Origin of the sequence: Pseudomonas sp. MYb13, from assembly GCF_002980075.1 — a bacterium.
Taxonomy (GTDB): domain Bacteria; phylum Pseudomonadota; class Gammaproteobacteria; order Pseudomonadales; family Pseudomonadaceae; genus Aquipseudomonas; species Aquipseudomonas lurida.
In genome coordinates this window covers 192,937-207,327 of record NZ_PCQI01000005.1, presented here as the reverse complement: position 1 = coordinate 207,327, position 14,391 = coordinate 192,937, and the positions used below count along the sequence as shown (strand labels likewise).

The following is a 14,391-nucleotide window of genomic DNA, read 5'->3' as shown; positions in this document are numbered from 1 at the left end:
GCAAGCCCGCTCCCCTATGGGTGTGCAGTGTGCTCAGTAACCTGGGCGGGCCTTGAGTTGTTCGGCGGCTGCTTTGGCCAGGTCCGGCGGCAGGAAGTCGCGGTCCGGGTTGTAGTCAGCCTTGAGATAGCGCGCCAGGTCCTGCAGATCGCCTGGGTTCAGGGTGCCTGCCGCTTGCTTCAAGCGCAGGTTGTCGAGGATATAGTCGTAGCGGCTGTTGTTGTAGTTGCGCACCGACGCATAGAGCTGGCGTTGTGAGTCCAGCACGTCGACGATATTGCGCGTCCCCACCTGGTAACCGATTTCCGTGGCTTCCACCGCGCTCTGGTTGGAGATGATCGACTGGCGGCGTGCCTGTACCTGTTCCACATCGGTGTTCACCGCGCGGTGCAGGTTGCGGGTGTTTTCCACCACCTGGCGCCGCAGGCCTTCGCGCTGCTGCTCGGTCTGGCCCAGACGCGAGTAGGATTCGCGCACTTGTGAGCTGGTCAGCCCGCCGCTGTAGATCGGGATGTTCAGGCGCAGGCCAATGGTGCGTTGTTCCACATCGCCGCGATAGGGCGTGCCGAAGGCATTCGGGTTGCTGAACCCGAGGGCGTCGTTATCGCCATTCTCATATTGCGCCACCGCATCAAGCGTCGGGGCATGCCCGGCCTTGCGTTGCTTGAGGGTTTCTTCGGCGGCGGTGACGGCGTAGTTGCTGGCGAGCAGGTTCAGGTTCTGGCGGCCGGCGGTTTCAACCCAGGCCTTGGCGTCGTTCGGCAGCGGCGGCAACACCGGCAATGTGTGGACAATGCCCTGGATCGAGTTGTACTGGCGATTGGTCAGGGTGATCAACGCTTCGAAGGCGTCTTCCACCTGGCGCTGGGCCAGGATCCGGTTGGCGCGCGCGGTGTCGTAGCTGGCCTGGGACTGCAGTACGTCGGTCTTGTCCGACAGGCCCACGTCGAAGCGCTCGTTGGACTGGTCCAGCTGGCGCTTGAAGGCGTTTTCTTCGGCCTTGGTCGAGGCCAGGTTGTCCTGGGCGCGCAGCACGGCGAAGTAGCTTTCGGCGCTTTGCAGGATCAGGTTCTGCTCGGTGGCCGACAGTTGCAGCGCAGCCTGCTCGTTGGTGGCCTCGGCCGCCTGCAACTGGAACCAGCGATCGGCGCGGAACAGCGGCTGGCTCAAGGTCGCGCGCCAGGAGTGGGCGTCGCGGTTGGCGGTGGCGGCCGGCGTGTCGATCTGGGTGCGCACGTTGTTGATATCGGCACCGCCCGACAGGTTGGGCAACAAGCCGGCGCGGGCCTGGGGCACCACTTCCTTTTGCGCGCCATACTGGGCGCGGGCAGCCGCCAGGTCGGCGTTGTTGTCCACCGCTTCCTGGTAGACGCTGACCAAGTCAGTCTTGGCGGACAAGGGCGCTTCAGCTGCCCAGACCATTCCGTTGGTCGCACAAGACACGGCAAGAGCCAGTGAAAGTTTGCGCAGCATGAGGCGATCCCTAGTTTGAATATTACGGTGATAATTTAGCGCCCAAGGCTAAGGCTGGCCATTCCTGGCGTCAAGCATTGTGGCGGCAACCGAGTGTAGTGGCGCTGACCCGGCGCAACAATCCCGCAATCACGCCATTCATCACGCTGAATGCACCGGTATTGGCAATTTGCCCGCGGCATGGTCTAGACTGGCTCCGTTCTTGTCGGGGTGCCTTGTTGGAAGGCTGAGATCGGTAAATACCGGATCCCGTTGAACCTGATCAGGTTAGCGCCTGCGTAGGGAACAAGATTTCTCGTCACCCGGCGAGTCCTCTTGTGCTTCGTCCGGGATGTTGTTCGACAATTGAACAACCCTCGTGCGCCAAGCACAGCACTGCTTTCAGTGCGTCCATCCGTCACAGGTTCGCTCCGACAAAAATCCACCGCCTGGATAGTTGGAGAGCCCGTGATGAGCACCGAATTAAAAAGCCAAAAATCAAAAAATACCGTGCACCTGAGTGAATCGGCCAAGGTCGACTCCGGCTCTGTACAGCCGTTTACCCGTTCGCAGAAGATCTACGTAGAAGGCACCCGTCCGGACATTCGTGTACCGATGCGACAAATCAGCCTGGACGTAACGCCTACCGATTTCGGCGGTGAATTCAACGCGCCAGTCACCGTGTACGACACTTCCGGCCCCTATACCGACCCCGATGTGATCATCGACGTGCGCAAAGGCTTGGGCGATGTGCGCTCGCCGTGGATCGAGGTGCGTGGCGACACCGAGCGCCTTACGGGGCTCAGCTCGCACTTCGGCCAGCAGCGCCTCAGCGATGCCGAACTGACCGCGTTGCGCTTCGCCCACGTGAAAAACCCGCGTCGTGCCAAGGCCGGTGCCAACGTCACGCAGATGCACTACGCGCGCAAAGGCATCATCACCGCCGAGATGGAATACGTCGCCATCCGCGAAAACATGAAGCTCGAAGAAGCCCGCGCCAGTGGCCTGCTCGACCAGCAACACGCCGGCCACAGCTTCGGCGCCAGCGTGCCGAAGATCATCACCCCGGAATTCGTGCGCGAAGAAATCGCCCGAGGCCGCGCCATTATCCCGGCCAACATCAACCACACCGAACTGGAACCGATGATCATCGGCCGTAACTTCCTGGTGAAGATCAACGGCAACATCGGCAACAGCGCCCTGGGTTCGTCCATCGAAGAAGAAGTGGCGAAACTCACGTGGGGCATTCGCTGGGGTTCAGACACGGTCATGGACCTGTCCACCGGCAAGCACATCCATGAAACCCGCGAGTGGATCATCCGCAACTCGCCCGTGCCGATCGGCACCGTGCCGATCTACCAGGCCCTGGAAAAAGTTGGCGGTGCCGCAGAAGACCTGACCTGGGAGCTGTTCCGCGACACCCTGGTCGAACAGGCGGAGCAGGGCGTTGACTACTTCACCATTCACGCCGGCGTGTTGCTGCGCTACGTGCCGCTGACTGCCAAGCGCGTCACTGGCATCGTGTCCCGTGGCGGCTCGATCATGGCCAAGTGGTGCCTGGCGCACCACAAAGAGAACTTCACCTACACGCATTTCGACGAAATCTGCGAAATCATGAAGGCCTACGACGTCAGCTTCTCCCTCGGTGATGGCCTGCGCCCTGGCTCGATTGCCGACGCCAACGACGCGGCACAATTCGGCGAGCTGGAAACCCTCGGCGAACTCACCAAGACCGCCTGGAAGCACGACGTGCAAACCATGATCGAAGGCCCGGGCCACGTGCCGATGCAGTTGATCAAGGAGAACATGGACAAGCAGCTCGAGTGCTGCGACGAAGCACCGTTCTACACCCTCGGCCCGTTGACCACCGACATCGCACCGGGCTATGACCACATCACCTCCGGCATCGGCGCGGCAATGATCGGCTGGTTCGGTTGCGCCATGCTTTGCTACGTCACGCCCAAGGAACACCTGGGCCTGCCGAACAAGGATGACGTGAAGACCGGCATCATCACCTACAAGATCGCTGCGCACGCGGCGGACCTCGCCAAAGGCCATCCGGGCGCGCAGATTCGCGATAACGCCTTGAGCAAGGCGCGCTTCGAGTTCCGTTGGGAAGACCAGTTCAACCTCGGCCTGGACCCGGACACCGCGCGCTCGTACCACGATGAAACCCTGCCGAAGGACTCGGCGAAGGTCGCGCACTTCTGCTCGATGTGCGGGCCGAAGTTCTGCTCGATGAAGATCACCCAGGAAGTGCGTGAGTACGCGGCCAACCAGCGAATTGAAGCCGTGGACGTGGACGTGGCCAAGGGGTTGGCCGAGCAGGCGCAGCGGTTCAAGCAGGAAGGTAGCCAGCTCTACAAGAAGGTCTGATTCGAGGCGGCGGTGCCTGCACCGCCGTCATCGCGGGCAAGCCCGGCTCCCACCGTTGATCAAGTTGTCCGCCGCTTTTGTGTCCACAGCTTGTCCCCTGTGGGAGCCGGGCTTGCCCGCGATAGCGATCTCCCAAACAAAAAATGTTCCTCAGAGATAACACCCTTGAGCATTCAACCGAGCACTTACTCCCCCGATATCGCCGTGCCGAGAGACAAACGAGTCTTCGGCGCCCGCGACCTCTTTTCCCTGTGGTTTTCCCTCGGCATCGGGCTGATGGTCCTGCAAACCGGCGCACTGCTCGCGCCGGGCCTGGGTTTGTCCGGGTCTCTACTGGCGATCTTCCTCGGCACCCTGGTTGGCGTCTTGTTGTTGGCCGCCGTCGGCGTGATCGGTAGCGACACCGGCCTGTCCGCCATGGCCGCCCTCAAACTCAGCCTGGGCGCCAAGGGCGCGAGCCTGCCGGCGCTGCTCAACCTGCTGCAGCTGATCGGCTGGGGCTCTTTTGAAATCATCGTGATGCGCGACGCGGCCAGCCTGTTGGGCACGCGGGCATTCAACGACGGCAGCCTGTTGGCCAGCCCACTGTTGTGGACCCTGTTCTTTGGTGGCCTGGCCACTTTGCTCGCCGTCAGTGGCCCACTGACCTTCGTGCGCCAGATCCTGCGCAAATGGGGGATCTGGCTGTTGCTCGCCGCGTGCCTGTGGCTGACCTGGAATCTGTTCGCCAAGGCTGACCTCGCGGCACTCTGGGCCCGGCCCGGTGACGGCTCGATGCCGTTTGCGGTGGGCTTCGATATCGCCATTGCCATGCCGCTGTCGTGGCTGCCGCTGATTGCCGATTATTCACGCTTTGGCAAACGCGCGAAAAACGTGTTCGGCGGCACCGCCCTGGGCTTTTTTATGGGTAACTTCTGGCTGATGAGCCTGGGCGTGGCCTACACCCTGGCGTTTGCGCCGAGCGCAGAGGTGAATGCGCTGTTGCTGGCCTTGGCCGGCGCGGGCCTGGGCATTCCGCTGTTGCTGATCCTGTTGGACGAGTCGGAAAACGCCTTCGCCGATATCCACTCGGCGGCGGTGTCCAGCGGGATACTGTTGCGCTTGAAGGTCGAGCACCTGGCCCTGGCCATCGGTGTGATCTGCACCCTGATCGCCTGTTTTGCACCGTTGGCCCAGTACCAGAACTTCCTGCTGCTGATCGGTTCGGTGTTTGCGCCGTTGTTCGGCGTGGTGCTGGTGGATCACTTCATTGTGCGTCGCCGAGGCCAGGGCGCGATCGCCAGTCTGCGTTGGCCGGCGTTATTGGCCTGGCTGGGTGGGATTGCGACTTACCACCTGCTGGCCAACCTGTACCCGGACATCGGCGCGACCCTGCCGGCACTGGTGCTGGCAGGGCTGTTGCAGTTCATCCTGGGGCGGCGCTTCAGCGGCGCGTCGGCACCAGCTCAGGCTTGAGGATGCCTTCCAGGCGTGAGTACGGGATCTGCAGCTCGACGTGGCCCAGGGCGTACGGCGCGATGGTGCTGGTGGGGTACTTGAGGATGACGCCACCATAGGTCAGTGCCACGTTCGGGGTTTTCTGGAAGGGGTAGGTCTTCACGTACTCCGGCTCCAGGCTCAGGCGGGTGCTGATCAGCCAGCTGTTGTGGGCCACCTGGGCGGCTTTCCAGAACGCGTCTTCCTTGCCGGGCAACAACATGTCGGTGAGGGTCAGGGCTTTTTGCTGCTGGCGCGAATAGTTGATGAACGCACGCCCTGGCTCACCATGAGTAGCGCCCTGGTCCAGGTAACTCGACAATTCGATGATCACCAAGCCGTCATGCTGCTCGCGTACCTTGGCCTGCAAGTACATGCTGTTACGCGGGGCGGCGGTTTGCAGGAACTGCTCGCGGTAGGTTTCCAGGCTTGTCGGCAGCGGCGCGCTTGGGGAAGTGCGGGTCATTTCCAGCAGGCGCTGTTCGATCAGGGCGTCGAGCTTGGGTTCCTTGGCAAAGTGCACGGTGTCGATGTTCACCAGTGGGCAGTCGGCGCTGGCGCAGTCGGGCTTGCTTTGCTCAGTGGCGTCGCGAGTGGCTTCCAGCGGCGCGCGATAGCTCGGTTGAAACAGGCTTTGGCAGGCACCCAGGGTCAATGCGATGCAGGCCACAGAGGCGATTTTTAAGAGCGACATGGATGTCCTTCGTCTAGCGATAAGAGCGAAATTTGTGCAGCTTCGACTACCGGCAAGGCAGTCAGTTCGCCGCTAAGCTGATTAGAGAGAGTTTGACGCCCGCCGTCTATCCCGGCAACTGGAAAGGGGCTGCATCTAGAGGCTTGAGCGCGTTAGGATGGCGCCCATTGCGCAGGCTTAACGAGGATGGGACATGACGGACTTAGCTAAATCGACGCCGAGCAAGATCGAGATTGTTCAGCGCGATAATGCCTACCAGGGTTTCTACAAGCTTGACCGCGTGCAACTGCGCCATGAGAAATTCGAGGGGGGCATGAGCCGGGTGATCAATCGTGAAGTCTTCGTTCGTCACGATGCCGTGTGCGTGCTGCCCTATGACCCGCAGCGTGATGAAGTGGTGTTGATCGAACAGTTTCGCGTGGGTGCCATGGGCCGTACCGACAACCCATGGCTGGTGGAAATGGTCGCCGGCCTGATCGACAAGGATGAGGAACCGGAGGAGGTTGCACACCGCGAAGCCGAGGAGGAAGCTGGGCTGACGTTCTCCGCGCTGTGGCCGATCACCCAGTATTTTCCGTCACCCGGTGGCAGTACCGAATTCGTACACTTGTACCTGGGCCGTTGCGACAGCTCGGGCGCGGGTGGCGTCCATGGATTGGAAGAAGAAGCTGAAGATATCCGCGTCACCGCATGGGCGTTCGAAGACGCCCTGCAAGCGGTGCGTGACGGCAAAATTTCCAATGCAGCCAGCATCATCGCCCTGCAATGGCTTGCGCTTAATCGCGCGGAAGTGAGGGGGTTATGGCAGTAAAGGCACGGGAACGTTATCGAGTCGACCTGATCGGGCTGCAAGCGGCTTGCGAGGCCAACTATGCGCGGTTGATGCGCCTGCTCCCCGACATGCGTCACGCCCCCGAGGCGCGGCGCATCGGCGTGACCCACGGCGACCAGATGCTCGGCGTGCTCGCCCTGGAAGTCATCGTCAACTGCCCCTATACCACGACCCTGCGCGTGCGCCAGGAGCACAGCCTGCCGTGGCTGCCGGTGCCGCAACTGGAAGTGCAGGTGTACCACGACGCGCGCATGGCCGAAGTGATCAGCGCCGAACATGCGCGCCGCTTTCGCAGCATCTATCCTTACCCGAACGTGTTCATGCACCAGCCCGATGAGAAAGCACAGCTCAATGTGTTCCTCGGTGAATGGTTGAGCCACTGCCTGGCCCTCGGCCACGAGTTCGAAGCTGTGCGGTAGATGTGAACTGTGTCTGCTTCCCGGGTTTCCTCTTTGTGTCCTGCCCAGCATAATCACGCCGAACGACCATTTCCTGTGATTGCCTTGGGAGAGCGCCTTGTCGAGCGTATCCACCGTAAGTCCCGATGCACCGGCATTGCTGGTGCAATTGTCCGACAGCCACCTGTTTGCAGAAGCTGAAGGCACGCTGCTGGGCATGAACACACGTGAGAGCCTGCAGGGCGTCATCGAGTTGGTGCGCACGCAGCAGCCCCGGATCGACCTGGTCTTGGCCACGGGGGATCTGTCCCAGGACGGCACACTGGCGTCGTACCAGCAATTTCGCGACATGACCGCGCCCATTGGTGCCCCGACGCGCTGGATCCCCGGTAATCACGATGAACCGCAGATCATGGCCCACGCCGCCGTGCACAGTGATCTGCTGGAGCCGGTGGTCGATATCGGCAACTGGCGCGTCACCCTGCTGGACTCCGCTGTACCCGGCTCTGTGCCCGGTTACCTGCAGGATAGCCAGTTGCAACTGCTGGCCCAAGCCTTGAGCGAGGCGCCAGGCCGCCATCACCTGGTGTGCTTTCACCATCACCCGGTGTCCATTGGCTGCGCGTGGATGGAGCCTATTGGGCTGCGCAATCCGGAAGCCTTGTTTGCCGTGCTCGACCGCTTTCCACAGGTCAGGGCCGTACTGTGGGGCCACGTGCACCAGGAAATCGACCGCGAGCGCAATGGCGTGCGCTTGCTGGCGTCGCCGTCCACCTGCATCCAGTTCGCGCCGGGCAGCGAAGCGTTCAAGGTCAGTGACCAGGCGCCGGGTTACCGTTGGCTGCGCCTGCATGCCGACGGACGGTTGGAGACTGGGGTAGAGCGGCTCCAGGGCTTCACCTTCACCGTCGATTACGGCAGCAACGGCTATTAACGGCTGTACACCCTGACCTGAATGTGAGCGCTGGCGTGCCTGCGATAGCGGTGTGCCAGTCTGTACGTGTGTCATGGAGCCACCGCCATCGCAGGCAAGCCAGCCCCCACGGTGGATCTTGTATGTCCTTCAGATAGAGGGCGTCACACACCTCTCCGATCCCTGTAAACTGCGCGTTTTTGGCGCAAGCATGGAGAGCCCGGCATGTCCGCTTCGATCCTGTATATCCACGGTTTCAACAGTGCGCCGGCGTCGAACAAGGCCAGCCAGGTGATGACGGTGATGGACACCCTCGGCCTAGCCGATCAACTGCGCGTTCCGGCCTTGCATCACCATCCCCGCCAGGCGATTCCCCAGCTCGAGGCGGCAATCGCTGAACTGGGGCGGCCACTGCTGGTCGGCAGCTCACTCGGCGGCTACTATGCAACCCATCTTGCCGAACGCCATGGCCTCAAGGCGCTGCTGGTGAACCCGGCGGTCAGCCCTCACCGGATGTTCGACGGTTACCTGGGCACCCAGAAGAACCTCTACACCGATGAAACCTGGGAACTGACCCACGACCACGTCGCGGCGCTGGCCGAGCTGGAAGTACCGGCTCCCCAGGATGCCGCGCGGTACCAGGTGTGGTTGCAGACCGGGGATGAAACCCTGGATTATCGCCTCGCCCAACAGTATTACCGGGCCTGTGCCTTGCGCATCCAGGCCGGTGGCGACCATGGTTACCAGGGGTTCGCCCAGCAATTGCCGGCGTTGTTGAGCTTTGCCGGCATTGGCGCAGATCAGTATCAATCCTTCGATTTTTGCTCATTGTAAAAATCGCAGGTCACTTTTTAATCGAACGACTCACGACGAGACCCCATGGCCACTCCCAGCGCTAGCTCTTATAACGCCGACGCCATCGAAGTCCTCTCGGGCCTCGACCCGGTGCGCAAACGCCCCGGCATGTACACCGATACCAGTCGGCCGAACCACCTTGCCCAAGAAGTCATCGACAACAGCGTCGACGAAGCCTTGGCCGGGCACGCCAAGTCGGTGCATGTCATTCTTCACGCAGACCACTCCCTGGAAGTGTCCGACGATGGTCGCGGCATGCCGGTGGATATCCACCCGGAAGAAGGTGTGCCGGGTGTCGAGCTGATCCTCACCAAGCTGCACGCCGGCGGGAAGTTCTCCAACAAGAACTACCAGTTCTCCGGTGGCCTGCACGGTGTGGGTATTTCCGTGGTCAACGCCCTGTCCACGCTGGTACGGGTGAAGGTCAAGCGCGACGGCAACGAGTACCAGATGACCTTTGCCGATGGCTACAAGGCCACGGACCTGGAAGTGATCGGCACCGTTGGCAAGCGCAACACCGGCACCAGCGTGTACTTCGCCCCGGACCCGAAATACTTCGATTCGCCAAAATTCTCCATCAGCCGCCTCAAGCACGTGCTCAAGGCCAAGGCCGTGTTGTGCCCGGGCCTGCTGGTGACCTTTGAAGACAAAGGCACCGGCGAGAAAGTCGAGTGGCACTACGAAGACGGCCTGCGCTCGTACCTGGAAGATTCCGTCAGTGAATTCGAGCGCCTGCCCAACGAGCCGTTCTGCGGCAGCCTGGCCGGTAATAAAGAAGCTGTGGACTGGGCGCTGCTGTGGTTGCCGGAAGGCGGCGATAGCGTGCAGGAAAGTTACGTCAACCTGATCCCGACGGCCCAGGGCGGCACCCACGTCAACGGTTTGCGCCAAGGCTTGCTGGATGCCATGCGCGAATTCTGCGAATACCGCAGCCTGCTTCCGCGTGGCGTGAAGCTGGCGCCGGAAGACGTGTGGGAGCGTATCGCCTTCGTGCTGTCGATGAAAATGCAGGAGCCGCAGTTCTCCGGCCAGACCAAGGAGCGCCTGTCGTCCCGTGAAGCGGCGGCGTTTGTCTCCGGTGTGGTCAAGGATGCCTTCAGCCTGTGGCTCAACGAGCACCCTGAACTGGGCCTGGCCCTGGCGGAGCTGGCGATCAACAACGCCGGCCGACGCCTGAAGGCCAGCAAGAAGGTCGAACGCAAGCGCATCACCCAGGGCCCGGCATTGCCCGGCAAACTGGCGGATTGCGCTGGCCAGGACCCGATGCGCTCCGAGCTGTTCCTGGTGGAGGGTGACTCCGCCGGCGGTTCCGCCAAACAAGCGCGGGACAAGGAGTTCCAGGCGATCCTGCCGTTGCGCGGCAAGATTCTCAACACCTGGGAAGTCGATGGCAGCGAAGTCCTGGCCAGCCAGGAAGTGCACAACATCGCCGTGGCCATTGGCGTTGACCCAGGCGCGGCGGACATGAGCCAGCTGCGCTACGGCAAGATCTGCATCCTCGCCGACGCCGACTCCGATGGCCTGCACATCGCCACGCTGCTGTGTGCGCTGTTCGTCCAGCACTTCCGCCCGCTGGTGGACGCCGGTCATGTCTATGTCGCCATGCCGCCGCTGTACCGTATTGACTTGGGCAAGGAGATTTTCTACGCCCTGGACGACGCCGAGCGCGATGGCATCCTTGATCGCCTGGTGGCCGAGAAGAAGCGTGGCAAGCCACAGGTCACGCGATTCAAAGGCCTGGGTGAAATGAACCCGCCGCAACTGCGCGAAACCACCATGGACCCGAACACTCGGCGCCTGGTGCAATTGACGTTGGGCGAAGACTTCGCCGAAACCTCGGAAATGATGGACATGCTGCTGGCGAAGAAACGCGCGCCCGACCGTAAGTCCTGGTTGGAATCCAAAGGCAACCTGGCCGAGGTTCTGGGCTGATGCGCACAGGTTTCGCCCTGGCGATCCTGATGTTGAGCGGGTTGGTGACCACCGAAGTGGTCGCCGTGCCCGTGGCTGAGCTCAAGCGGGTGTCCGAACACCCGGTGGACGGCATGCGCGGCGGCAACCTGTCGGGCCTGGCACTGTGTGGCAAGGAATTGTGGACGGTCTCCGACCGTGATGACGACCAGATCTATCGCCTGGATGTGAGTGCACCGACCTGGCAGGCCGAAGCGGTGCAGATCGAGGTGCCGCCGGTGCCGGAGTCGGGGTTGCCATGGGGTTTGCGTTCGCGCACCAAGGCGGCCTCGTTCATTCGCGGTGGCGACCTGGATTTTGAAGGCATCACCTGCGATGCCGCCGGTAATCGCTACCTTGTCAGCGAAGCCCATGCGGCGGTGCTTCAAGTGCCAGTCACAGGGGCGCCTGAGTGGTTGAAGATCGCGCCGGGCATGGTGCGAGAGGCTCGGGCCAGCGGCATGTTGCTGCACTTCAATGCTTTGTTTGAAGGCCTGGCGATCAACCCTGAGGGCAATCAGATCTGGCTGGCGGCCGAACGCGAGCGACGCGGGTTGATTTCGATCAAGCGTCCGCAGAGCCTGTGGGACTGTGAGGGCCCCTGCGTACTGCTGAGTGAGGCGGGCCAGGAGATGCAGCCGGCCAAGTTCACCAATCCCAAGGCCGTGTCCAAGGATTTTGCCGACCTGTCGTTGTTCAACGGCAAGCTGTTTACCCTTGAACGCAATGCGTTCCAGATTTGCCGGCGTGATGCGGTCACGGCCAAGGTCGAGCTGTGTTGGTCGTTTGCCGATGAAACGCTGACGCCCGAGCGGCGTTACCCCCAGGCTTATGGCCTGGCCGAAGCCCTGGTAGTGGACGCCGACGGTGCCTGGCTGGGCATCGACAACAATTTCGGCCCGCGTGCCGATGGTGAAAAGCGCCCCGTGGTCTACCGTTTCGCCGCCCCTGCTGGCGGCTGGAGCGCCCAGCCATGAGCCATCCCTTTTTTGAATTGACCCGGTGCAGCGGCAGTCCCGTTGCGCCTTACCCGACAATGATGAGGCCCGCATGAGTGACATCCTCGCAGACAGCTTAGATGGCGTAGAACGCCGGTCGCTGGCTGACTTCACCGAAAATGCCTACCTCAACTACTCCATGTACGTGATCATGGACCGTGCCTTGCCGCATATCGGCGACGGCCTGAAGCCCGTGCAACGGCGCATCATTTACGCCATGAGTGAGTTGGGCCTGGACGCCGATTCCAAGCACAAGAAATCGGCCCGTACCGTCGGTGACGTGCTCGGTAAGTTCCACCCCCACGGCGACTCGGCGTGCTACGAAGCCATGGTGCTGATGGCCCAGCCTTTCAGCTACCGCTACACATTGGTAGACGGCCAGGGTAACTGGGGTGCGCCGGATGATCCCAAATCCTTCGCCGCCATGCGCTACACCGAAGCCCGCCTGTCGCGGTACTCGGAAGTGCTGCTTAGCGAGCTGGGCCAAGGCACTGCGAACTGGGGGCCGAACTTTGACGGCACCCTCGAGGAACCGCTGGTGTTGCCGGCACGTTTGCCGAATATCCTGCTCAATGGCACCACCGGCATTGCAGTCGGCATGGCCACCGACGTGCCGCCGCACAACCTGCGGGAAGTCGCCAGCGCCTGCGTACGCTTGCTGGATGAGCCCAAAGCCACGGTCGAGCAGCTCTGCGAGCATATCCAGGGCCCGGATTACCCGACCGAAGCAGAAATCATCACGCCGCGTGCCGACCTGCTGAAGATGTACGAAACCGGCAAGGGCTCGGTGCGCATGCGTGCCGTGTACCACATCGAAGACGGCGACATTATTGTCACCGCGTTGCCGCACCAGGTGTCGGGCGCCAAGGTGCTGGAGCAGATCGCCGCGCTGATGCAGGCCAAGCCGTCGAAACTGCCGCAGGTTGCCGACCTGCGTGACGAGTCCGACCACGAAAACCCATGCCGCATCGTGATCATCCCGACCAACAGCCGGGTCGACCACGAAGTGCTGATGCAGCACCTGTTCGCCAGCACGGACCTTGAGTCCAGCTACCGGGTCAACGTCAATATCATCGGCCTGGATGGCAAGCCGCAGCTGAAAAACCTGCGCAACCTGCTCGTGGAGTGGCTGGAGTTCCGCGTGCAGACCGTGCGTCGCCGCCTGCAATTCCGCCTCGACAAGGTCGAGCGCCGCCTACACCTGTTGGACGGTTTGCTGATCGCCTACCTCAACCTGGATGAAGTGATCCACATCATCCGTACCGCCGAGCACCCGAAAGCCGAGCTGATCGCGCGTTTCGAGCTGAGCGAGATCCAGGCCGACTACATCCTCGACACCCGCTTGCGCCAGTTGGCGCGACTGGAAGAAATGAAGCTGCGCGATGAACAGGACGCGTTGCTCAAGGAGCAAGCCAAGCTGCAAGCCTTGTTGGGCAGCGAAGCCAAGCTCAAGAAGCTGGTGCGCAGCGAACTGATCAAAGACGCCGAAACCTACGGCGATGACCGTCGGTCGCCTATCGTCGAGCGTGCCGAAGCTAAAGCGCTGACTGAAACGGAGCTGCTGCCAAACGAGAAAATTACCGTCGTTCTGTCGGAAAAGGGTTGGGTTCGCTCCGCCAAAGGGCATGATATTGACGCCACTGGTTTGTCATACAAGGCCGGCGATGGGTTCAAGACTGCCGCGGCCGGGCGTTCCAACCAGTTTGCGGTGTTCATCGACTCCACAGGGCGCAGTTATTCGGTGCCGGCCCACACCTTGCCTTCGGCGCGAGGTCAGGGCGAGCCGTTGACCGGGCGCCTGACGCCGCCGCCAGGGGCGAATTTCGAGTGCGTGCTGCTGCCGGATGATGACGCGCTGTACGTGATTGCGTCCGACGCGGGTTACGGTTTCGTGGTCAAGGGTGAAGACCTGCAGGCCAAGAACAAGGCGGGCAAGGCTCTGTTGAGCTTGCCTAACAACGCCAAGGTGATCCTGCCGCGGCCGGTGGACGACCGTGAGAGCAACTGGCTGGCATCGGTAACCACCGAAGGGCGCTTGCTGGTGTTCAAGATCAGCGACCTGCCGCAGCTGGGTAAAGGTAAGGGCAACAAGATCATCGGTATTCCCGGCGAGCGGGTGGCCAGTCGCGAAGAGTACGTGACCGACATCGCGGTGATCCCGGAAGGCGCGACCCTGGTGCTTCAAGCCGGTAAACGCACGTTGTCGCTGCGTCCTGACGACCTTGAGCACTACAAGGGCGAGCGCGGTCGGCGTGGTAACAAATTGCCACGTGGTTTCCAGCGAGTGGATGCTTTGTTGGTCGAAACGCCGGTTTAAGGCTAACAGGGGGCGTCTCAGTGTGCTGCGTTGCAGGTCGTGGAAAGGGAAAAACCATTCCCGGCGGCCTGCGCCTTGCCTGGCCCGCTTTAGGGTGACAACGCGGTGAGGAAACTCACTGAGAACGCCT

General features: G+C 61.8%; 11 protein-coding genes and 1 riboswitch. Of the genes, 9 read left to right on the top strand and 2 right to left on the bottom strand.

Annotated elements, in window-relative coordinates:
• Window positions 1-33 precede the first annotated feature (33 nt).
• Window positions 34-1,473: a TolC family outer membrane protein gene (locus CQ002_RS12440; protein ID WP_105161558.1), complete on the bottom strand. Its 1,440-nt coding sequence runs from the start codon at window positions 1,471-1,473 to the stop codon at window positions 34-36.
• Window positions 1,474-1,669: 196 nt separating this feature from the next.
• Window positions 1,670-1,775: riboswitch (TPP riboswitch) on the top strand.
• Between the two features lie 148 nt (window positions 1,776-1,923).
• Here CQ002_RS12440 and thiC point away from each other — a divergent pair.
• Window positions 1,924-3,828, top strand: coding sequence for a phosphomethylpyrimidine synthase ThiC (gene thiC / locus CQ002_RS12435; RefSeq protein WP_105161559.1), 1,905 nt, complete (start codon window positions 1,924-1,926; stop codon window positions 3,826-3,828).
• Window positions 3,829-3,993: 165 nt separating this feature from the next.
• Entirely contained in the window at window positions 3,994-5,283 is a 1,290-nt protein-coding gene (gene cytX / locus CQ002_RS12430) for a putative hydroxymethylpyrimidine transporter CytX (protein WP_105161560.1), read from the top strand.
• Here the strand turns inward: cytX and CQ002_RS12425 are convergent.
• Window positions 5,252-5,998 carry an RsiV family protein gene (locus tag CQ002_RS12425; protein WP_034105755.1) on the bottom strand — a complete coding sequence of 249 codons (747 nt, stop codon included), beginning with the start codon at window positions 5,996-5,998 and terminating at the stop codon, window positions 5,252-5,254. The two genes, cytX and CQ002_RS12425, sit on opposite strands and share 32 nt — an antisense overlap.
• A gap of 193 nt (window positions 5,999-6,191) precedes the next feature.
• On the opposite strand from CQ002_RS12425, the gene CQ002_RS12420 reads away from it, so the two are divergent.
• The 7 genes from CQ002_RS12420 (at window position 6,192) to parC (ending at window position 14,261) form a co-directional block, all read left to right on the top strand.
• Window positions 6,192-6,809, top strand: coding sequence for an NUDIX domain-containing protein (locus tag CQ002_RS12420; RefSeq protein ID WP_034105753.1), 618 nt, complete (start codon window positions 6,192-6,194; stop codon window positions 6,807-6,809).
• Window positions 6,800-7,249, top strand: coding sequence for a DUF1249 domain-containing protein (locus CQ002_RS12415; RefSeq protein WP_012721893.1), 450 nt, complete (start codon window positions 6,800-6,802; stop codon window positions 7,247-7,249). The genes CQ002_RS12420 and CQ002_RS12415 overlap by 10 nt, the downstream gene beginning before the upstream one ends.
• Before the next feature lie 97 nt (window positions 7,250-7,346).
• A complete protein-coding gene (gene cpdA, locus CQ002_RS12410) occupies window positions 7,347-8,162 on the top strand; it encodes a 3',5'-cyclic-AMP phosphodiesterase (RefSeq protein ID WP_034105750.1) in 816 nt (271 codons plus the stop codon).
• A 204-nt stretch (window positions 8,163-8,366) separates the two neighbouring features.
• Window positions 8,367-8,975, top strand: coding sequence for a YqiA/YcfP family alpha/beta fold hydrolase (locus CQ002_RS12405; RefSeq protein WP_105161561.1), 609 nt, complete (start codon window positions 8,367-8,369; stop codon window positions 8,973-8,975).
• A gap of 45 nt (window positions 8,976-9,020) precedes the next feature.
• Window positions 9,021-10,928, top strand: a complete 1,908-nt coding sequence (gene parE / locus CQ002_RS12400) for a DNA topoisomerase IV subunit B (protein ID WP_034105746.1) — start codon at window positions 9,021-9,023, stop codon at window positions 10,926-10,928.
• Window positions 10,928-11,923: an esterase-like activity of phytase family protein gene (locus CQ002_RS12395; RefSeq protein WP_105161562.1), complete on the top strand. Its 996-nt coding sequence runs from the start codon at window positions 10,928-10,930 to the stop codon at window positions 11,921-11,923. The genes parE and CQ002_RS12395 overlap by 1 nt, the downstream gene beginning before the upstream one ends.
• A gap of 73 nt (window positions 11,924-11,996) precedes the next feature.
• Entirely contained in the window at window positions 11,997-14,261 is a 2,265-nt protein-coding gene (parC, locus tag CQ002_RS12390; RefSeq protein ID WP_034105742.1) for a DNA topoisomerase IV subunit A, read from the top strand.
• The last annotated feature ends 130 nt before the right edge of the window (window positions 14,262-14,391 follow it).